Raw genomic sequence first — 21167 nt, forward strand, 5'->3', positions numbered from 1 at the left:
CGATGTTCGGCACGCCGCAAATCCAATCCTACGCAGACGCCCGTGCCATCGCGCGCTGGCGTCTGCCTTGGATGGTGTTCGACTATATCGACGGTGCGGCGGGCGAGGCACATGGCGAAGCGCTGAATCTGGCCGCATTGCGCGACATCCGCCTGCAACCGCGCGTGCTGGTGAACGTCGAAGGCCGTGACATCGGGATGCCGGTGTTTGACCACGGCGGCAAGCTACCTTTCGGGATCAGTCCGATGGGTATGTGCAACCTATCGGCCCCCGGTGCCGACCTGATGCTGGCCCGTATTGCCGCCCGCCATCAGATGCCGGTTGGGGTTTCAACGGTCGCGTCGACCTCGCTGGAACAGATGATCGAAGTCGCCGATGGCCACGCTTGGTTTCAGCTTTACATCAGCGGGGACCGCAGCGGCACGGATCGCCTGATCGAACGGGCAAAGGCGGCGGGCTATCGCACGTTGATCCTGACGGTCGACGTTCCGGAGGTGGGTCGCCGACCCCGCGAATTGCGTCGCGGGTTCAAAATGCCCTTCCGTATTGGCCCCAAGCAGTTCCTCGATTTCGCAATGCACCCGCGCTGGTCGCTATCGACCCTTGCCAACGGAAAACCCGAGATGGCGAATTTCACCGAGCCGGGGTTTGAATTTGATCGAACAGCCAGCCGCGCAGCTGCCGATTGGGACCTCCTAGATCGGTTGCGCGGGCAATGGACGGGCAAGCTGGTCGTGAAGGGCGTCACGTCGGTCGAAGACGCGAAGACGCTGAAGGCCGCCGGGGTCGACGCGATTCAGGTCTCGACCCACGGCGGGCGGCAATTGGACAGCGCCCCGCCGCCGATCCTCGCGCTTCAGAAAATTCGCGCGGCGGTGGGGGAGGATTTCCCGCTGCTCTACGATACCGGCCTGCGGTCGGGGGAGGATGCCGTCAAAGCCTACGCGATGGGCGCGAATTTCGTGTTTTTCGGCCGCGCCCTGCAATTCGCCATCGCGGCAGGTGGGGAAGAAGGCCTTCGCCGCTACTGCGATTTGATCGCTGAGGATATCAGCGTAACGCTCGCGCAGGTCGGAAAGACCAACTTGCGCGGTCTGTCGTCGGCCTTGGTGCAAGACAGCTAGTCTATGGAATGTCGCTCGGCACCGATGCCGGGATGCCGAACGAAAGCACCAGTATGGCCTTAACGGAGCAGGCGGTTGATCTGAAGGCGGCAGGCTCGATGCCGACGCGACGGTCCAAATGAAAACGGCCGCGCAAACACGCAGCCGCCTTCCATTTCTAAGTCTTCAGATCAGGCGGTCGCTTCGACCAGATCCGATTTCTCTCGGATGCTGTCGCGGTATAGCGCTTTTACCAGCGATATCAGCATCAGCACCATGACGATCGTAAAGGGCAGCGCCCCGATGATCATCGCGTTCTGCAAGGCGCCGAACGGGTTGGCTTCGGCCCCACTATTGCCCGCAATGATCAACGCACCGATCACCGCGGTCAGGATAAGACCCCAGATGATGCGGTGCTTGATGCCGGTTTCCTGCTCACCACCGGACATGATCGTGTTCATGACCAGAATACCGGAGTCTGCCGACGTCACGAGGAACGTCATGATCAGCACCACGCACATGATGGTGATGCCCGACAGGAACCCGCCCGAGATCATCTGTTCAAGCGTTACGAACAGCTTGGCCGTATTCGTGGCCCCGATGATCGATCCCGCTGCATCGCCGTTCAGTTCCAGATCAATGGCTGTGCCGCCAAGGATGGTCATCCACAGGAAGCAGACGATCGCAGGAGCGATGACGCAGCCAAGGATGAACTCACGCACCGTCCGACCTTTGGAGATACGTGCAAGGAACAGCCCGACAAAGGGCGAGAACGCGATCCACCAAGCCCAATAGAACGTCGTCCACCCGGCTTGCCAGCCGAACTGGCGACCCTGCTCTCCGGCCTCATAGACGGCTGCGGACACCTGCTCTGGGTTTTCCAGTGCAGCGGCGGACGCGGGCAGACCTTCGGTGAAGCCAGCCGGCGACCCCCAGGGCGAAGTTGCGCTGCTATAGATTGCAGAAACGTCCTCTGCCGGCAGTGCCTGCACAGCTTCGGGAAGTGCTGCGGTAAAGGCATCCGCAGATTGCGGGCCGTATGCGCCGAACGAAAGCTGGATGAAGTGCATGATGTAATCCACCAGCCCTGCGCCGAACTTGGTCATCGCGAACAGGAAGGACCCGAAGACGATGAATGTCAGTAGCAGGATGATTGATAGCACGAGGTTCAGGTTGGACAGGTATTTGATCCCGCGCCCGACGCCGGAAACGGCGGACAGGATCGACAGACCCATGATCACCAGCAACGCGCTGATCAGACCGACGGTGCTTGGCTTCGGAGCCTCGGCATCGCCGTTCATCAACCACTCAACACCCGTGACCGCATAGACGCCATCGACGAACTGGCTGACGCCAAACCCGATGGTGACGGACACGCCAAGGATCGTGGCAACCACGCCAAGCACGTCGACCAGGTGCCCGATCGGGCCATTCGCGGCTTTGCCCAACAGGGGGGTCAGCGCCGAACGGATCGTCAAAGGCATGTCGCGCGTGTAGGCGTAATAAGCCAGCGAAAGGCCGGTCATCACGTAGATCGCCCAAGCGTGAAAGCCGTAGTGCAGGAAGGTATAGCGATAGGCCGATTGCACGGCTTCTTCGGAGTTAGGTGCAACTTCACCGCTTAGGATCACCGGGTTTGAACCCCAAAGCCCCAGCGGTTCAGCCGTTGCGAAGACCATCAGGCCGACGCCCAGACCGGCCCCGAACATCATCGAGAACCACGAGAAGTTGGAGAATTCAGGCACGACGCCTTCTCCGCCAAGCTTCTTTCTACCGGTCGCGGGAAGTGCCGCGAGGATAAAGAGGAAGAAGGCGAAGATACCGACGGCGATGATATAGAACGTATTGAACCCGTTTAGCAGGCTGCCGTTCACCGCCGACAACACACTGCTGGCATTGCCGGGCCAGATCAGCGCCCAGATCACGAGTAGCGACATACTGATCTTACTGACCAGCGCGATAGGAAGGCTGTAGCCTTCGTAAAAACCGGTCGGAGCTTTCTTTATCTCCAGATCGGTAAATGGTGGTTTGATTGACATGTTCGTCCCCTGTCAGCTGTGATGCGCTTGAACGCGGCAGAAGTCGATTGCCGCGCCCATTCTTTTTTGTTGCCACCTGTGAACTGCGCAATTCCCAGATGGTTAGGTTGTAAATCAGTCATTGTCAGATACCCCCGCGCCAGCCCCAAGTAGGCGGGACTCTTCGGTTGCGGGGGCGTAGGTGCGCTGTGCGAATTCGCCCAGGCGCGCCCATGCCTTGCCACCGACGCTGCCCCGATTAGTGGGGGCTTTAGCGTTCGACAGTGCGTTGGCCTTTTTGCACACGACATCTGCGGCGGTTTGGGTGTTGATCTGCTCGGCCGGGCCGTTGACCGCGAGCTTGCGCCCGTCGGTCACGAATGTGACCTTCAGCCACGACACCGCAACTGGCGCTTTGATGTGAAGCGCTGCCCATGCCGCGAACGGCACGAGCAGGATTGGATGCAGCACATTTTGCATGCGGATTTCCCTGTTTCGCGCGAGCAAGTCTGCACAATCGTTAAGCGCCGCGCCGCCCAGCAGCGGACAAAGGTGCCCCGAAAACGACGCCCAGACACCATTCAGCGTCTTTGGGGCGAGTGTTTCGGCGGCGGCCTGATCGATCCGCCCCAACAAGTCCGCGAGGGATGCGACTCCGGGCAAATCGTGTGAGGCGAGCCATCTGACGGCTTTTCCGGTTTCCTCTGAGATTCCCCAGGACAGACCCGCGCCCCGTGCGGCCCGCTTTGCTTGTGCGTCGATTTCGTTCAATGAATGGCTCATGGCGCGGTCGTTTCAAGCGGCGGATAGGGCCAGAAATCAGCGTCACATTCTTGCAGTTCTTCAGGGTAGGGCGCGTTTCCATAAAGGCATATGCGCACCCACCGATCAGAGCGTGGATCGAAATGCGTCGCACCAAAGAACGACAGTTTGCAGCGCAGCATATCAATCGGCAGCAGGTCCGATCCGATGGTGTTATCGTGAATTTCCGCATAAGGCGCGAGGTCGACTATTTGTGCGCGGCGGACCGTGTGGCGATGTTCGGGGTGGCGGACAAGGAATTCCGCCAAGGTCGTGTCTTCGGGCCACGACGAAACTTCGTGATAGAGATGTGCGGCGTCACGTCCGGGCGCGAGCGGCTGTTCATAAGCCGCAATCGGCTCTTCAAACCGTTCGCCGAGGCGGGGTTCAAGCTTTTCCGCCGAGACATACCACGCGCGGGCGCAGTTTTCTTTCGCGGCCCAGTCAAGGCCCAGCGCCCAGCCATAGTTGCGCGACAACACGGATTTCAATGTGCCAATCGTCATCGCACCATTGATGCGGAACGTTGACGCATCCGGCACCGACATCTGATCCGCCAGATCGTCCACCAACGCGCCGTAAGGTTCGAGCATCAGCGAGGCGAGGCATTCCTGCGCATCCAAGCCGAGCGATTTTTCAGTCCACCTGTAAAGGCGATCCCACGGGAGGTTTTCGTTCAGATCAGACGACAAAACATGATCCGCCAGTGCCGCAAGATCGGCCCGCAGGATGGCGAGTTTTTCGATCTGCGCTGGGTGTTCAGACCGCCAAATATCGGCAGACATCTGCGACCGGGCCAGCAGTTCGCGGAAGTGCTGAACCTCATCCTCGCTCGCCGATGGCAGGTTGCGGACGCGGGCAATCGCCTCTTCCCGGACGGTTATCCAGTTGTTGATAAGGTTCGGATGGTTCAACAGAAACGGTGCCATCCCAAGGCCGGTGGAATTGCCGATCCCCATGCTGCGCGCGATTTCGGGGTCAAGCTTGGCGGTTTGCGATCCTCCGCGCTGATCGGCCATGTGCTGAACCAAATCGCGCACGTAAGCGCGGGTCAGGAAGACCGATAGCATCTCTACCTGAAAGGGCGCTGTAAATTCCGGGCGCGTGGCGATCATCTCTCGGTCCGCCGCGCCAAGTTTTCCGGAACCGTAAACCGCCGTCGTGCGCATCAGATATCCGACCGATGCGATCTCAGCCGGGTCGGGTTGCCCTCCGGCGGCCAGCGCGGCGATGGCATGTTCCCACAGCCGGACGGACCTGTTCGCCCGCGACACGGACAGTTCTTTTTCGCTGACGCGCCCAGCTTCTTGCAGTGGGATGTTTTTCGACAGGCGTTCAATATCATCACCAGTCGGCACGCCATCGAACAACGTGAACGTGCTGTCCCAAGCCTCTGCAATGACGCGGTCGGACCGTTTATCCGCCGGCAGGTCATGCGCGAAAGCGATAAGGGAATAGGTGCGGTCAGGCGTATGGGCGCAATAGACCGCGTGGCCCACGCCGTTTGCGTCGATGTCGAATGTGGGGCGCGAGAACGTCCAGTTTTCGCGTTTCATCCGACGCGTCAGAATCCGCATGAACGACAGGCGCGATTGATGGAATGACCCAAGACGCGCAAGCCGCATGACCAAAGCCGGGTCACGGCGTGGTATCTGCAATGGCGACTGGGTCTTGAGCATATTTATCCTGCCCTTAAGTCATCGGTGTGAAGTTAGCTGCGTAGAACTGATACCAGTTGTCACCCATGATCCCCGCGACCTCCTCTTCGTTCATACCGACGCGGCGAAGACCCTCTTCGATATTACCAAAATCGCAGTTGTCGCGGAACCATTTTGGCATCGGTGGGAAACCGGGCGCGGCGGCTGACCCTTCGCCATAGTCGATTTCCTTGCTCCACCGCCCGACGCGCATCCATTCTACAACGCTGTCAGGCTGGTCCTGACATAAATCCGTGCCGATCCCGAGGTGGTTGCAGCCGAACTTTTCGGCGGTCCGGGCAATCATTTCGCAAAAGCTGTCTAGGGTGCAGTCGGACTTGTCCTTCAGGTGATGCGGGTAGACCGAAAACCCCAGCATCCCGCCATTTTCCGTCACGGCGCGGATTACATCGTCTTTCTTGTTGCGAAGGGCCGGTGACCATTCGTAGGGATTGGCGTGAGTGATGGCGATGGGGCGTTCCGAAGTATCAGCTGCTTCGATGGTGGAGCGATCAGCTGAATGGCTCATGTCGACCACCAACCCGACACGGTTCATTTCCTTGACGACCTGTTTGCCCATTCGGGTGATGCCGGTGTCTTCAGCCTCATAACATCCGGTCGCGAGCAGGGATTGGTTGTTATAGGTCAACTGCATGAAGCGCGCGCCGAGGGTGTGAACGATTTCGACAAGTCCGATGTCGTCCTCAATCGGACTTGGGTTCTGGAAACCGAAGAATATCGCCGTGCGGTCGGTTGCCTTGGCGCGGTCGATGTCACTGGCCCACTCGCCCTTTAGGATCAGGTCGGGATATTGTTCGAACCACCTGTTCCACTTTTCGAAGTTCAGCACGGTTTCGCGGAAGTTCTCATGATAGGCGATGGTGACGTGAACGGCGTCGACACCTCCGTCGCGCATTTGGCGAAAAATCTTCTCAGACCAATTGGCGTATTGAAGATTGTCGATCCGCATCATGATGGAGTGCCCGACGCGATGTAGGATGTTTTGACGATGGTGTAGAATTCAGCGGCGTATCGGCCTTGTTCCCTCGGGCCATACGAACTGTCACCGCGACCGCCGAATGGCACGTGGTAATCGGTGCCCGCCGTCGGCAGGTTGACCATCACGCACCCCGTCTTGGCGTTGCGCCGGAAGTGCGTCGCGCGGGCAAGGTTCGTGGTGACGATGCCCGAGGTCAGGCCGAAATTCGTGTCGTTGACGACGTGCAACGCCTCATCATAGCCCGCGACGGGGATCACGCAGGCGAGGGGTGCGAACATTTCCTCGCGGTTGATCCGCATATCGTTGTTAGTGCCGACAAAGACGCCGGGGGACATGTAGTAGCCATCGGTCGGCATATCCAAACGCGCCCCACCACACAGCAGTTCTGCGCCTTCGGATTTACCGAGGTCGACATAGGCGAGGTTTTCGGTCAACTGCCGTTCGGACACGACCGGGCCGATTTGTGTTCCGGCCTCAAGCGCGTGGCCGACCTTCATCGCCTTTGCACCGGCGACAAGCTTTTCGACAAACTGGTCGTGCACCGCCTGATGCACCACCAATCGGGAGGACGCTGTGCATTTCTGCCCGGACCCGCCGAACGCCCCGCCAAGGGCGAGCGATACGGCAAGGTCGAGATCTGCATCATCCATTACGGCAAGCGCGTTTTTTGACCCCATCTCCATCTGCACACGGGTCAGGTTCTGAATCGCCGCGGCTGCGATGCCTTTGCCAACGGGAACCGAACCGGTGAAGGAAATCGCGTTGACCTTCGGGCTTTCAACCAATCTCTGACCAACAGAACTACCTGCGCCCATGACGAGGGACACAAGACCCTTCGGAATGTCCTGACGTGAGATGATTTCAACCAACGCAACGGCCGAAGCAGGCGTGGCGTTCGCTGGCTTCCAGACCACCGCGTTACCATAGGCCAATGCGGGCGCGATTTTCCACGACGCCGTCGCTGTCGGGAAATTCCAGGGAGAGATTACGGCGACAACGCCGACAGGTTCCCTGCGTACGTCGATTTCGATGCTGTCACGCACGGAGTCCGCGGTTTCGCCCATCTGACGTAATGTTTCAGCGGCGTAGTAGGTGAAGAACTGCCCGGCGCGGTAGACCTCCCCCTTACCCTCTGCCAGCGGTTTACCCTCTTCCCGCGCAAGCAATGTGCCGAGTTCTTCCGCCCGCGCCATCAGTTCGTTGCCGATGGCCATCAAGGCGTTGTATTTCCGCTCGATCCCGACAGCGGCCCATTCCGCTTGCGCCTTATGTGCTTGGTCGAGCGTTGCATCCAACTGATCCGGCGTCGCCTGCGCGAACATACCGATCAGGTCGCTTAGATCCGACGGGTTGCGGTTTTCGATCTCGTCAGCGCCGCCGACCCATTCGCCTGCGATGTAGTTGAGGTTTTCGGTGGTCATGGTGCGCTTCCTGCTGATGAGTGGCGCGCATAGTGTGCGCACGGCAAGAAGACCGCATAGCGTTGATTAAGGCAATTGGAATAAACTGTATTTTAATTCAGAATAGCTGAATTTTAAGTTTTTCACCCGATCATGCCGTCCCGGTTCAGGGCGCTAACCAATTCGCCAAAGGTCCGCGCCGCCGGGGTAAGCACCTGCGACGGTTGCGTGACCATATGAACGTCCCGCCGCGCCGTGACATCGACAAGCGGCAGGAACGCCAAATCGTTCTGCCATGCGGCCGCGGCAAGGCGGGGCAGAAGAGTGATGCCAACGCCCGCCTTGACCAACCCGATGAGGGAGGTCGTGTTCGGCACCATCATCCGCGACGCGGCCAGGATCGGTCCGAAGTCTGTGTCGGTGATAAGGTGGCACAGGCCATTGGCGATAAAGACGTGATCGTGCATGTCGCGCCACGTAAGCTCATCCCAATTCTGCGTCAGGTTGTGATCTTTCCGGCAAACAACACCGAATTCGTCGCTGAACAGATGGGTCCGGTGCAACCCCTCAATCGCTTCCAATGTGCCAATGCCGATATCCGCGCGCTCCCGCCGCAGTTCCGTCGCGATAGAGGCGGAGTCCATATCCCGGATGTCGATCTGAACCTTCGGATGTGCCTGCGTGAACTGCAAAACCGCATCCGGTAGAAAGGTATTGGCGACGGATGGGGTCACGGCCAGACGCAGATACCCCAGATCCGACCGCGCCAGCCCTTCGATGACCGAAACCGTGTTTTCAAAATGGCGAACCTCGCGCCGCGCCTCGTCAAAGATCAACTGGCCCAAAGGCGTCAACCGCGATTTGCGGGCCGTTTCAAACAGCGGCGCGCCGATATTGTCTTCGAACTGTTTTAGCATCATCGAAACGGCGGATGGCGTGCGCCCAAGCGCTTCGGCGGCGTCGGACAGGCTGCCGTGACGGGCGACCGCCGTGAAACAACGAAGCATTTCAATCTTGATTGCCACTTTAGCAAACCTGAATTGTGTATCACTCAATCAAGGGTATCTGAACTTAAGGCAATGTCCATCGCTTTGGCGATGCGGATATCAGGGCGTTTTCTTGATATCCCCGACCGCAAGCACTGGTGAGGCGTCAATATCGCTTGCGTCAAGCATTGCCGCGACCCGCTCAAGCGAGGAAATCAGCTGCACCTGTTCCCAATCCTCCAGCGCTTCAAACTTGCGGACATATCGCTGTTGAAGCGGGTCGGGGCTGTCGTCGATCATCGACTGGCCAAGCTCCGTAATCAGGATATTGGTCTGCCGTCGGTCCGTTTCGGATTGCTGTCGCCTGACCGCGCCCCGGTCAACAAGCTTGTCAATCAGCGACGTGATCGTCGGCTGCGACACCCCCATGCGGACAGAGATATCCTTGGGAGTTGACCGACCCGTTTCCGCAACGACCTGAAGCACGCGGAACTGCACGGGGGTCAGGCCCGACCCTTTCGCCAGTTCCCGCCCAAATAATTCCGTGGCCCGAAGGATGCGCCGAAGCGCGATTAGGCTGCTGTCCGTCCGGTTCATCGTCGATACTCCGTGTTCGTGCTTCATAACGTCGCAAACAACCCGGTGTTTTTCAATTCCGGCGGCTCAAAATTACATAATAATTAGATTATCGAATATATTCTATTGACTATTATGCATTCAACAGGGCCAAATTCCCGATTTTTGCCGAAAAATCCCTAATATCGGCTTCCGGTTGAAAATTCAGGATAGCTGTTATATTTAGATAAGCGAACTAAATGAAAGGCTCGACGAACGATGCAGAACACTCCGACAACTCTGAATGCCAAGCCACGGTTGCGTAAACCGAACAGCGAAGATGGCGCGGCAATCTGGTCGCTGGTGAAGGACTGCGCGCCGCTTGATGAGAATTCGATGTATTGCAACCTGATCCAGTGCGATCATTTCCGCGATACCTGCGTTCTGGTCGAAATGAACGGCGATGTCGTTGGTTGGGTCTCGGCCTATGTTCTGCCCGACGACACCGAAACGCTGTTTGTCTGGCAGGTTGCTGTATCTGAAAAAGCGCGGGGGCAGGGGCTTGGCGGTCGTATGCTGAACGCGCTGCTTGACCGCGAAATGTGTGCCGATGTGACTAAGGTTCAAACCACGATCACCAAGGACAATGAAGCGTCCTGGGCGCTGTTTACCCGATTTGCCGACCGCGAAGGCGCATCGATTGAGAGTGAGCCGCACTTCAAGCGCGATGACCATTTCGATGGTGAACACGCGACAGAACATATGGTCACGATCAAACTGTCCGAACAAACGAAACGCGCCGCTTAAATCCGCCGCGCATTCACTCAGACTCAAAACAAAGGAATTCCTATGTCGACTGACACGTCAGCCGAAACATCTGTATTCAAACGACGCGAATCCGATGCGCGCAGCTACTGCCGCGGGTTCGATACCATCTTTACATCCGCCAGCGGGTCCGAAATGACCAATGCCGCTGGCCAGACCTATATCGATTTTCTCGCCGGCTGTTCATCGCTGAACTACGGCCACAACGATTTCGATATGAAGCAAGCGTTGATAGAACACATCAGCGCTGACGGGATTGCCCACGGGCTTGACCTGCATACCGAAACCAAGGCCGCTTTCCTTGACGCGATGGATCGCCATATCCTTGGCCCGCGCGGCATGGATCACAAGGTGATGTTCACCGGACCGACCGGCGCGAACGCCGTCGAAGCGGCGATGAAGATCGCACGCAAGGTGACGGGCCGCACCAACATTATCGCCTTCACCAACGGCTTTCACGGTGTGACGATGGGTGCCCTGGCCGCGACCGGCAACGGGTACCACCGGGGCGGTGCAGGCGCTGAAATCAACGGTGTCACGCGGATGCCGTTTGACGGATTCATGGGCGACGACCTTGATGCCGCTGCATATCTTGAAGCGATGCTTGAGGACGGCTCAAGCGGTGTGGACGCCCCTGCGGCAATCCTGCTTGAAACCGTGCAGGGCGAAGGCGGCCTGAACGCAGCGTCGCCCGAATGGGTGAAGCGCGTGGCAGAGCTTGCCAAAACCCACGGCGCGTTGTTGATCGTTGACGACATCCAGGCAGGCTGCGGCCGCACCGGCACGTTCTTTTCGTTCGATGATATGGATATCGACCCCGACATCGTGACGATGGCAAAGTCGATCTCTGGTTTCGGCCTTCCGATGGCGCTGACCCTCGTGAAGCCAGAACACGACATTTTCGGCCCGGCTGAACATAACGGCACGTTCCGTGGCAACACCCACGCCTTCGTCACCGCCCGCGTCGCGATTGAAAAATTCTGGGCCGACAGCTCCTTTCAGCATGAGATTGCTGAAAAGGCCGATGTCCTGACCGAGGCACTTCAGGTCGTGGCCGACATGGTTCCGGGCGCACGCCTTAAAGGGCGCGGTATGATGCAGGGTGTCGATGTCGGCTCCGGCGAATTGGCGGGCGAGATTTGCAGCCGCGCCTTTGAGAAGGGTCTGATTATCGAAACTTCCGGCTCAAAAGATGAGGTGGTGAAAGTGCTTGCGCCGCTGACGACGCCCATGGAAACCTTCCGCAAAGGGCTGAACATCCTTCAGGATGCAGCGCGCGACATCACCGTCCAATCACAAATCGCAGCGGAGTGATCCAATGATCGTCAGAGATTTCCACGAACTCGCCAAAACCGATCGAACCGTGTCCGATGCGCAATGGACATCCGTCAGGATGTTGCTGGCCAATGATGGCATGGGCTTCAGCTTTCACATCACGTTCCTCGATGCCGGGTCAGAACACACGTTCGAATACAAGAACCACTTTGAAAGCGTCTATTGTATGCAGGGCAAAGGGTCGATCACCGACCTCAAAACCGGCGAAACGCATGAGATCAGACCGGGCGTGATGTATGCCCTGAATGAACATGATCGCCACACGCTGCGCGCCGAAGAAGAACTGGTGATGGCTTGCGTCTTCAACCCGCCCGTAACGGGTAAGGAAGTGCACCGCGCCGACGGCTCCTATGCCTTGGAAGACAGCTGACCAGAGGATCACATGCTGAATTTTCCCACACATACCGTCGAAAAGATCGGTGGGACGTCGATGTCGCGCGTCCGCGACCTGCGCGATACTCTGTTCATCGGGGATCGCGAGGGCGCTGACCTTTACGGCCGCATCTTTGTGGTTTCTGCTTTCGGCGGGATCACCGATCTGCTGTTGGAGCATAAGAAATCCGGTGCGCCGGGTGTCTATGCGCTGTTTTCCAATGCGGATAACGACCACGGTTGGCTGGATGCGCTGACGAAGGTGGCTGACGCCATGCGAGACGCGCACCATGAGGTTCTCAATCACGCCGCCGATCTGTCCGCTGCCGACGAATTTGTCCGCGAACGGATCGAAGGGGCACGAAGCTGTCTGTTCGATCTTCAACGCCTGTGCTCCTACGGCCATTTCCGCCTGTCCCAGCATATGCTGGTGATCCGCGAACTTCTGTCGGGGTTGGGCGAGGCGCACTCCGCCTTTGTGACGATGCTGCTTCTGCAACGCGAAGGTGTGAACGCGAGGTTCATCGACCTGAGCGGTTGGCGGGATGAGGGCGAATACACGCTGGAAGAACGGATCGAGTCTGCCCTTTCCGGTGTCGATCTGTCGTCAGAGCTGCTGATCGCGACGGGTTACGCCCAGTGCAAGGAAGGGCTGATGCAGGAATTCGACCGCGGCTATTCCGAGGTCACGTTCAGCCGCATCGCCGCCATGACCGGCGCGCGAGAGGCGATCATCCACAAGGAATTCCATCTGTCCTCTGCCGATCCGAACCTTGTCGGTGCGGATACCGTGCGCAAGTTGGGCCAGACGAACTACGACGTGGCGGACCAACTGTCGAACATGGGGATGGAGGCGATCCATCCCAAGGCCGCGAAGACCCTGCGTCAGGCCGACGTGCCGCTGCGCGTCACGAACGCCTTTGATCCCGACGATCCCGGCACCCTGATCGATGACCGTGCCGCTGCGGAACCGGGGGTAGAGATCATCACGGGTTTAGACGTGGTGGCGTTGGAACTGTTCGAACAGGACATGGTCGGCGTCAAAGGCTACGACGTCGAAATCCTTGAGGCTTTGCGCCGTCATCGGGTGCGGATCGTATCTAAAACCTCGAACGCGAACACGATCACGCATTATGTCGAGGCGTCGCTGAAAACCGTGCGCCGGGTGGAGCGTGATTTGGAACGGACCTATCCATCGGCCACGCTCAACGTGCGCTCGCTTTCGATTGCTTCGGCGATTGGCCGGGATTTGTCGGGTGCTCGGGCACTGACCGGCGGGCTTGTCGCGTTGGAGGAGGCCGGCGTCGAAGTCATCGCTGCGCACCAAACTCCGCGCAATGTGGATGTGCAGTTCGTGATGAACCGGGACGATTTGAAAACGTCAATCCGCACCTTACACGCCGCGTTGATTGAAACGCGCGGCGCGGACGTCAAACTGGCCGCATGACCTTCCGGTGCGCCGTCAAAGACTGACCGGCGCACCGGTTTCCAATGACTTCGCCGCGCTGTCGGCAAGGATTTGGGCGCGAAGCCCATCCTCAACACTGGGCGAGGGCGCAACGCCGCGCGCCACGGCGTCAACGAAATGCGCCATCTCGGCGCGATAGGCCGCTTCGTATCGTTCGAGAAAGAAATGTTGCGCAGGGGCTTTGCGAAACCCGTCTGGCCCAGCGAATTCGACGGCGTTTTCCAGAATGTTCTCGGCCCGCAGCATTCCGTTCGATCCGTGCACTTCTATCCGTTGATCGTAGCCGTAGGTAGCGCGGCGAGAGTTCGAAATCTGACATATCCGACCGCTCGCCGTGGTCAGCGTGACGGCGGCGGTGTCAACATCGCCCACCGCGCCAATGGCTGGGTCGACCAATGACGACCCAACCGCGAATATCTGCACCGGCTCCTCCGCCAGCATGAAACGCGCCATGTCAAAGTCGTGGATCATCATATCGCGGAACAATCCGCCGGAGCTTTTGATATACTCAATCGGCGGTGGCGACGGGTCACGCGAAAGGATGGTGATGATCTCCACATCGCCAATCTCTCCGTCCCGCAAGCGGGATTGGATCGCGGCAAAGCTTGGATCAAAGCGGCGATTAAACCCGGTCATGAACGGCACGCCGGAGTCGTTGACGACAGCAATACAGTCCCGAATGCGGTCCGCAGACATGTCCACTGGTTTCTCGCAGAATATCGCCTTGCCCGCCCGCGCGCTGGCGTGGATCAGGTCATAATGTGTGTCGGTCGGCGTGCCAATGACAATGGCGTCTATATCGGCGCTGGCGATAATGTCATCGGCGGATTGAACGCGGGCGTCCGTTTTCACGGCCAACGCTTCCGCCGCCGCTGGAACCGCATCGGCAACCGCAATAACTCGTGCGCCTTCGATCTGTGCGGTGCTGCGCGCGTGGACCTGGCCAATCCGCCCGCATCCAAGAAGACCTATGTTCATCATGGGGCTGTCCTATTCCGGTTTGCTGATCGCCCGGATCACGCGACGCGCTGCCGCAACGATCGGATCGTGGGTTTCTTTCAGGATCGCCACCCGATCAAACCGATCCGGGTTGCTGTTGACGGCGGTGCGCAGTGCTGACCCAAAGGCCATACGCAGCTCCGTTCCGATATTGAACTTGCAGATGTTTGAGCCTTTGGCGAGCGCATGGCGCTGCGCGATCGGAACGCCGGACCCGCCGTGAATCACCAGCGGCACGTCCGTCACGGATTCAATCGCGCGGATGCGATCCTCGTCCAGCCCGCCCTGCTTGTCCTGCTGCAAATGCACGTTACCGACCGAAATCGCCATCGCGTCTACCCCGGTTTCGCGGGCGAACCGGGCGGCTTCGTCGGGGTCGGTCCCGTCGGAGTCCTCCCCGCCGGAATAGCCTACAAATCCAATCTCCCCCTCGCAGGAAATCCCTGCGCTATGCGCAAGTTCCGCAATCGCCGCGGTTTCTTCGATGTTTTGGGAAAGCGGTTTGCGCGAACCGTCATACATCAGCGAAGTAAACCCGCTCTCAAGCGCCGCTTTGCATTCCTCGAACGTGTATCCGTGATCGAGATGCGCAACAACCGGAACGCTTGCCTCGTCCGCCAGATGCCGGAACATTTTGCCAAGCACGGGCAGGGGCGTATGGGCGCGGCAGCTTGGGCCAGCTTGCAGGATCACCGGGGCGCCTTCGGTTTCTGCCGCGGCCACGTAAGCCCGCATGTCCTCCCAGCCCAGCGTCACAAGGCCCGCGACGGCGTAGCCACCCCTTAACGCGGGCAGAAGTACGTCTGACAGAGTCGCGAGCGTCATTTGAACTTGGCGATCATGTCTTTGATACCGGGGATCGTTTCCACCTGATTGGCGTGCGACGGCTGGAAATACTGCACGAGAGAGCGTTGCGAAAGCCCGCCGAGGATCGTGAAGTAGTACATCTCATACCCCGGCAGAACGGCGCAGGGGTGATAGCCTTTGTCGAGGCAGATCGTTGACCCATCGACGATGTGATAGGCGTCGCCGGATTTGCCATCCTCGCGCTGCAACATCTGCACGCCCGATCCGTGGTTGGGCCGGAACCGGAAATTATAGGTTTCGTCATGGCGCGTTTCGTCGGGCAGGCGGTCGGTGTCATGCTTGTGCGACGGAAAGCCGGACCAGCCGCCTTGGCCGACGGTGAACAGCTCACTCACCAGCAGACGCCCAACCTTGTCGTGCTGCTTTTGGCCGAGGATATGTTTGATCTTGCGATGGGTCTTCGTGTCGTCGGAGCCGTATTGGACAAGGTCAAGCTCCGCACTGCGCACGGCAAAGGGGTCAAGCGTCTTGTCATATTTCGCGCCTGCGACAAACACCTCTGCCGCATCGCTGCTGCAGACCATCGTGGCGGTCGCCCCGGTCGGGGCATAGACGCCCTCAGGTTCTCCGTCCCAGACGTCCACGGTTCGGTTTCCAAGCGCGTCGGCTTTGAACCCCTCAACCTCTACATCCACGGTGCCGGTTGCTGGCACGATGCAGGTTTCAAACCCCGGCACTTGGTATTCAAACGCCTGACCCTTCGTGAGCTTCACGATGTTGAAGTAGTTCAGCGGCACATGGGAATGGCCCACATCGACAATCGGTTTGTTCGCGTTGTCATAGGGGGGGATGTGCATTTGATTTCCTTTCAAACATGCGTCGGTCCGGGGTGGCTGGCAAGGAAGGCGGTCAGTTCGGCGTTGTCCGGCAGGGCAGGGGCGCAGCCAGGCTTGCCCACGACAATCGCAGCGCAGGCTGATCCGCGCAGAACAGCGGCCGTCAGGTCATGCCCGGCCGCGATGGATGACAATAACCCTGCCATAAAGCTGTCACCTGCACCGGTCGGTTTTAACGCGTCGACCTTGTAGATTCCGGTCTGTTGTTCCTTGCCATCGGCAAAGGTGATCGCGCCCTTTTCGCCCATCTTGTAGATCACGACAGAGGCGCTGCTGCCCGCCAGTTCCCTTGCTTTGGTCAAGCCCTTGTCGATGTCTCCGGCCATGAACCCGAATTCTTCGTCGTTGCCGACGATCATATCCGATACGGCCCCGGCGTGGCTTAGAACATCGGCGGCAATCTCCGCAGAGGGCCAGGAATAGGGGCGGTAATCCACGTCAAAGATGATCGGCAGACCAGCGGCGCGAGCCAGATCAAACGCATGAAAGGCCGCGCTGCGGGAAGGTTCTGCGGCAAACACGGTGCCGGCGGTGATGAGCGCGCCATAGGCGGAGTAGTCGATGCGTTCAACATCATCTTTAGTCATCTGAAAATCCGCGGCCCCGTTGCGGTAGATGACCGTCTGATGATCCTCAATCCGGGTTTCATAAATCGCGAGGGAGTTGCGATACTCCCCACCCACGGATTTCACATAAGCCCGACCGACGCCGTATTGATCGAGGCCATTAAGGCAATACCGCCCGATGCTGTCATCCGACACCGACGTGACAAGATCGGCCTGTCCGCCGAAGCGGCAGATACCGGCGGCGGTGTTGGCGGCGGACCCGCCAAGCCCGGATCGAAACTCTGTCGCTTCTTCGGTTTTTGTGCCGGGCGGATGGGGGTAGATGTCCATGCCCGCCCGCCCAATGACGAGGAACCTGTTCCGCCGAATGCCATCGAGCAGCGTCATGTGCGCCCCTCGGTGTTGCCAGCGCGGGCTGTGTCGAGAACCTCAGGATAGGGGTAGTTCAGCCCAAGCAGTTGCCGCATGTCGGGGCTGGCCCGATCGACGAATTCTTGCGGAAGGGCGGCGGGCATATCCTCCATCGGCTTCACCCACTTCGGCAGGTATTGAATCAGGATCGCGCTTCGGTCGTGATCCGCACGGTTCGGCATCGCGCAGTGCCAGGTGACACCGTAAAACAGCGCAACATCACCGGGCTTGCCGGTCATCTGCTCGCACCGCTCAAAGAACCGATCCTCCGGCCCCGGATAGCGCAGTTCCTTCTGGCTGCCGGGAACGTAACCCGTCGCGCCGCTTTCTTTGGTGAACGGGTCGAGCAGGACGGAGACCTGAGCGTTCATCGGGAACGATCCGTTGAGGCCGATTGGGTGCGTTTCGGGGCTGTGAAAATCCCAATAAGGGTAGTCGACATGCGGCTCTTGCCCCGGCCCGCCGGGAAGGATGCGGTTCGCAGCGATGGAGCCCATAATGAACTCCGTTCCCAGAAATTTGCGCAAGGTCTTCATCAGCACCGGATGCGCGGCCATGCGGGAAAAGACATCGCCCTTGGCGAGCAGGTTCCAGACCCGACGTTGCAGGTTGATCTTGCCGTCATCCTCAGCCGCGCCTTGGAAATGCGTGACCTTCTCGGCCTCATGTTCGGAATGCTGCATCACGATGGCGCGGGCCTCGGCGATGTCTTCGTCGCTGAACAAGCCGGATATAACAACCGCGCCCCCGCCGTGCAGCAATTCCTGCACGATCACATCGGGGTCAGCAGTTTCGGCGGTAAAACGCTTCATGTCAGACACCTTTCCGTTGCTTGTCGCGCGAAGATTCCCAATCTTCGTGCGCGGCGCGAACGCGGTCGCTATCGGTGACGTGGGGTGTTCCAACTTCCCACCACGTATGGCCTTCGGCGGTCCAGCCATCATAGGCGTCGACCTTCATACAGATGACATGCGTCTTGTCGCTTGCTTTGGCGCGTTTGAAGGCTTCGCCCAGCTCTACGGGATTTGCCACTGTTTCGGCAGTTGCGCCCATCGCTGCGGCGTGCGCCTCAAAATCCACGGCGAAGGGATCATGCACGGTCGGGCAGTCCGAGATCAGGTTGTTAAAACTTTCGTTTCCGGTGTTGTTTTGCAGCTTGTTGATGACGGCAAAGCCGCCGTTATCCAGCACGAGAACGATCAGCTTTTTCCGGCTGAGGACCGAGGAATAGATATCGGAGTTCATCAACAGGTAAGACCCGTCCCCGACAAAGACGATGGTGTCGCTGCCAGGCTCCCGCTCTGCCTGTGCGATCCGGGCACCCCAGCCACCGGCAATTTCATAGCCCATGCATGAGAATCCGAACTCCACATCCACGGTTCCGATATCAAGCGTGCGCCAGTTTGCGGTGACTTCGGCTGGCAAGCCACCCGCCGCAGCTACGACCCGATCACGTGGATCGCAAAGGTCATTCACCACGCCAATCGCCTGCGCGTAAGAATGCGGACGGTTCCCGTGTGCGACGTTGTCGGCAACGTAGTCGTCCCATTTCGCGCGCTCGGCCTGCGCTTCGCCGACCCAAGCGGGCGGGGCCGCGTAGCCCGCAACCTCAGCCCCAAGCACAGTCAGGGCGCGCTTCGCGTCGCCAACAACCGGCAGTGACAGATGCTTACCCGCGTCGTGGCGTGCCGCGTTAATAGCGATAAAGCGCGCGTCCTTCGCAAACGCCGTCCAGGACCCCGTGGTGAAATCCTGCAATCGTGTGCCGATGGCGACGATCACGTCTGCCTTTTCGGCAATCGCGTTGGCGCTGTTCGATCCCGTCACGCCGATCGGCCCGATGTTCAGCGGATGCGTCGCCAGCATATTGGCCCGCCCGGCGATGGTTTCGACAACCGGAATCTGGTGCGCATCGGCGAAGGCCGTCAGTTCTGCCACCGCGCGGCTGTATTGCACCCCGCCGCCCGCGATAATCATCGGGCGCTTGGCGGATTTCAGCAGCGCAGCGGCATCGGCGACTTCATCAGCGTCTGGCGTGGTCCTGCGAATGCGGTGGGTGTTCCTTTCAAAGAACTCAGCCGGAAAGTCGTGCGCCCAGCCCTGGACATCCTGCGGCAGCCCCAGAAAGGCAGGGCCGCAATCGGCGGGGTCCAGCATCGTCGCGATCGCATTCGGAAGCGATTGGACGATCTGCGCCGGATGGGTGATGCGATCCCAATAGCGCGTGACAGCTTTGAATGCGTCATTCACGCCCAAGGTCGGATTGCCGAAATGTTCAAGCTGCTGAAGCACCGGATCGGGCAGGCGAGTCAGGAAGGTGTCCCCGCACAGCATCAGCATCGGCAGTCGGTTCGCATGGGCGAGTGCTGCCGATGTCAGCAGGTTCGACGTGCCCGGGCCAGCCGACGCGGTGCAGAACATAAACCGCTGCCGCAACCATTGCTTTGCATAGGCCGCGGCGGCGAACCCCATGCTTTGTTCGTTTTGCCCACGATATAGCGGCAGTTCATCCTGCCGTGCATACAGCGCCTCGCCCAGACAGGTTACATTGCCGTGGCCAAAGATTCCGAAGCCGCCGCCGCAAAGGCGATATTCCTTCCCATCAACCTCGATAAACTGGTTGGCCAGATAGCGGATGATGGCCTGCGCGGTGGTCAGGCGGATCGTACCTTCGGTCATGCTTGTCGGTTCCTTTTCAGCGGTCGGGATTGTGTGCCTTCGGCCGATAGACGCTTGCGCGGTTTCGATTCTGAGGATACAAATTTTGCAACCGGTTGCAAACTGAAATTCAAACGAAGGCGACGACTATGTCAGAGATCGGGATTGGCGTCCTCGGCGGCGGCTATATGGGCAAGGCACATGCCGTTGCCATGTCAGCCGTTGGCGCGGTGTTCGATACCGCCCTCCGCCCACGGCTTGAGATGGTCTGCGCCAGCACGCCTGAATCGGCCGAACGATACCGCGCCGCCTACGGGTTTGCCCGCGCGACGGATGATTGGATGATCCTCGTCAACGATCCGAAGGTTGAGGCCGTGGTGATCGCGACCCCCCAAGCCACGCATCGCCCGGTTGCCGAGGCGGCCTTTGCGCTTGGCAAGCCGGTGTTCTGCGAAAAACCTTTGGGCGCATCGCTGGATGACAGCCGCGCGATGGTCGCGGCGGCGGAGGCGTCGGGCGCGGTCAATATGGTCGGCTTTAACTACATCCGCACCCCTGCCAGCCAATTCGCGCGCCAAGTGATCGCTGACGGAGAGATCGGCGACGTCACGTGGTTTCGCGGCGAACACACCGAAGATTTCTACGCCGATCCCAACGCCGCCGCGACATGGCGCACGATGGGGATGGCGAACGGCACGATGGGCGACCTCGCCCCCCATATGATCAACGCGGCCCTCGCGTTGATCGGCCCGGTCGGCAGCCTGATTGCCGAGGTTGAGACGGTCCACACAACCCGCTCTGGCGGGGAGGTCACGAACGACGACCACGCGCAACTGATGTGCCGGTTTGAAAACGGCGCGATGGGGCAGATGTATTTCAGCCGCATCGCGACGGGCCGCAAGATGGGCTATGCCTATGAGGTCACGGGCACCAAAGGGGCGATCCGCTTTGACCAAGAGGATCAGAACGCCATCTGGCTCTACCGCATGGACGATCCGGAGACTGAGCGCGGCTTTCGCAAAATCCTGACCGGCCCCGCTCATCCTGACTATGAACCGTTCTGTCAGGGGCCGGGGCATGGCACCGGCTATCAGGACCAGATCATCATCGAAGCCCGCGATTTCCTGCGAGCCATCGAGACCGACGAACCGGTCTGGCCGACCTTCCGCGACGGTATGGAGGTCAACCGGATCGTGGCCGCGGCCCTTGAATCTTCGCGCCAGAAACGCTGGCTTGACGTTGAAACATTCTGAGCATCTGAAAGGCAAGT

At 59.3% G+C, this 21167-nt stretch carries 19 protein-coding genes; 6 read left to right on the top strand and 13 right to left on the bottom strand.

Annotated features, from left to right (window positions below):
• Window positions 1-2 precede the first annotated feature (2 nt).
• Window positions 3-1124, top strand: a complete 1122-nt coding sequence (locus ACEWPJ_RS02285; RefSeq protein WP_416510583.1) for an alpha-hydroxy acid oxidase — start codon at window positions 3-5, stop codon at window positions 1122-1124.
• A gap of 170 nt (window positions 1125-1294) precedes the next feature.
• On the opposite strand, the gene ACEWPJ_RS02290 is transcribed toward ACEWPJ_RS02285, so the two are convergent.
• From ACEWPJ_RS02290 to ACEWPJ_RS02320, 7 genes are all read right to left on the bottom strand, one after another.
• Window positions 1295-3142: a BCCT family transporter gene (locus ACEWPJ_RS02290; RefSeq protein WP_416510585.1), complete on the bottom strand. Its 1848-nt coding sequence runs from the start codon at window positions 3140-3142 to the stop codon at window positions 1295-1297.
• 114 nt (window positions 3143-3256) lie between these two features.
• Complete coding sequence (locus tag ACEWPJ_RS02295; protein ID WP_416510587.1) at window positions 3257-3904, bottom strand: DUF3726 domain-containing protein; 648 nt, start codon at window positions 3902-3904, stop codon at window positions 3257-3259.
• The gene (locus ACEWPJ_RS02300; protein WP_416510588.1) at window positions 3901-5601 is read right to left on the bottom strand and encodes a hypothetical protein; all 1701 of its coding nucleotides are present in this window, start codon (window positions 5599-5601) and stop codon (window positions 3901-3903) included. Before ACEWPJ_RS02300 ends, ACEWPJ_RS02295 begins: the two co-directional genes overlap by 4 nt.
• A gap of 13 nt (window positions 5602-5614) precedes the next feature.
• On the bottom strand, window positions 5615-6589 hold the full coding sequence (locus tag ACEWPJ_RS02305) for a membrane dipeptidase (RefSeq protein ID WP_416512986.1): 975 nt from the start codon (window positions 6587-6589) through the stop codon (window positions 5615-5617).
• Entirely contained in the window at window positions 6589-8040 is a 1452-nt protein-coding gene (locus ACEWPJ_RS02310; protein ID WP_416510590.1) for an aldehyde dehydrogenase family protein, read from the bottom strand. The genes ACEWPJ_RS02305 and ACEWPJ_RS02310 overlap by 1 nt, the downstream gene beginning before the upstream one ends.
• A gap of 122 nt (window positions 8041-8162) precedes the next feature.
• Window positions 8163-9026 carry a LysR family transcriptional regulator gene (locus ACEWPJ_RS02315; protein ID WP_416510592.1) on the bottom strand — a complete coding sequence of 288 codons (864 nt, stop codon included), beginning with the start codon at window positions 9024-9026 and terminating at the stop codon, window positions 8163-8165.
• Between the two features lie 99 nt (window positions 9027-9125).
• A complete protein-coding gene (locus ACEWPJ_RS02320) occupies window positions 9126-9602 on the bottom strand; it encodes a MarR family winged helix-turn-helix transcriptional regulator (RefSeq protein ID WP_416512987.1) in 477 nt (158 codons plus the stop codon).
• Window positions 9603-9839: 237 nt separating this feature from the next.
• On the opposite strand from ACEWPJ_RS02320, the gene ectA reads away from it, so the two are divergent.
• Genes ectA through ACEWPJ_RS02340 form a run of 4 tightly spaced genes read left to right on the top strand, consistent with a single transcriptional unit; the run spans window position 9840 to window position 13539 of the window.
• A complete protein-coding gene (ectA, locus tag ACEWPJ_RS02325) occupies window positions 9840-10367 on the top strand; it encodes a diaminobutyrate acetyltransferase (protein ID WP_416510594.1) in 528 nt (175 codons plus the stop codon).
• Window positions 10368-10409: 42 nt separating this feature from the next.
• Window positions 10410-11699 (top strand): diaminobutyrate--2-oxoglutarate transaminase, encoded by a 1290-nt coding sequence (ectB, locus tag ACEWPJ_RS02330; protein WP_416510595.1) that lies wholly within the window; start codon window positions 10410-10412, stop codon window positions 11697-11699.
• A 4-nt stretch (window positions 11700-11703) separates the two neighbouring features.
• On the top strand, window positions 11704-12090 hold the full coding sequence (locus ACEWPJ_RS02335; protein ID WP_416510597.1) for an ectoine synthase: 387 nt from the start codon (window positions 11704-11706) through the stop codon (window positions 12088-12090).
• Window positions 12091-12102: 12 nt separating this feature from the next.
• Entirely contained in the window at window positions 12103-13539 is a 1437-nt protein-coding gene (locus ACEWPJ_RS02340) for an aspartate kinase (RefSeq protein WP_416510598.1), read from the top strand.
• A gap of 15 nt (window positions 13540-13554) precedes the next feature.
• On the opposite strand, the gene iolG is transcribed toward ACEWPJ_RS02340, so the two are convergent.
• Genes iolG through iolD form a run of 6 tightly spaced genes read right to left on the bottom strand, consistent with a single transcriptional unit; the run spans window position 13555 to window position 19918 of the window.
• Window positions 13555-14541, bottom strand: coding sequence for an inositol 2-dehydrogenase (iolG, locus tag ACEWPJ_RS02345; protein ID WP_416510600.1), 987 nt, complete (start codon window positions 14539-14541; stop codon window positions 13555-13557).
• Between the two features lie 9 nt (window positions 14542-14550).
• On the bottom strand, window positions 14551-15384 hold the full coding sequence (locus ACEWPJ_RS02350) for a class II fructose-bisphosphate aldolase (protein WP_416510601.1): 834 nt from the start codon (window positions 15382-15384) through the stop codon (window positions 14551-14553).
• Complete coding sequence (locus tag ACEWPJ_RS02355) at window positions 15381-16223, bottom strand: 5-deoxy-glucuronate isomerase (RefSeq protein WP_416510602.1); 843 nt, start codon at window positions 16221-16223, stop codon at window positions 15381-15383. The genes ACEWPJ_RS02350 and ACEWPJ_RS02355 overlap by 4 nt, the downstream gene beginning before the upstream one ends.
• Window positions 16224-16234: 11 nt before the next feature.
• The gene (gene iolC / locus ACEWPJ_RS02360; protein ID WP_416510604.1) at window positions 16235-17215 is read right to left on the bottom strand and encodes a 5-dehydro-2-deoxygluconokinase; all 981 of its coding nucleotides are present in this window, start codon (window positions 17213-17215) and stop codon (window positions 16235-16237) included.
• Entirely contained in the window at window positions 17212-18051 is an 840-nt protein-coding gene (locus ACEWPJ_RS02365) for a phytanoyl-CoA dioxygenase family protein (RefSeq protein WP_416510605.1), read from the bottom strand. Before ACEWPJ_RS02365 ends, iolC begins: the two co-directional genes overlap by 4 nt.
• Before the next feature lies 1 nt (window position 18052).
• The gene (gene iolD / locus ACEWPJ_RS02370) at window positions 18053-19918 is read right to left on the bottom strand and encodes a 3D-(3,5/4)-trihydroxycyclohexane-1,2-dione acylhydrolase (decyclizing) (protein ID WP_416510606.1); all 1866 of its coding nucleotides are present in this window, start codon (window positions 19916-19918) and stop codon (window positions 18053-18055) included.
• A gap of 128 nt (window positions 19919-20046) precedes the next feature.
• Between iolD and ACEWPJ_RS02375 the strand changes: the two genes are divergently transcribed.
• Complete coding sequence (locus tag ACEWPJ_RS02375) at window positions 20047-21150, top strand: Gfo/Idh/MocA family protein (protein ID WP_416510608.1); 1104 nt, start codon at window positions 20047-20049, stop codon at window positions 21148-21150.
• Window positions 21151-21167: the final 17 nt, after the last annotated feature.

The sequence above is a fragment of the Aliiroseovarius sp. YM-037 genome, from assembly GCF_048060095.1.
In the GTDB taxonomy this organism is placed as follows: Bacteria; Pseudomonadota; Alphaproteobacteria; order Rhodobacterales; family Rhodobacteraceae; genus JBLUOA01.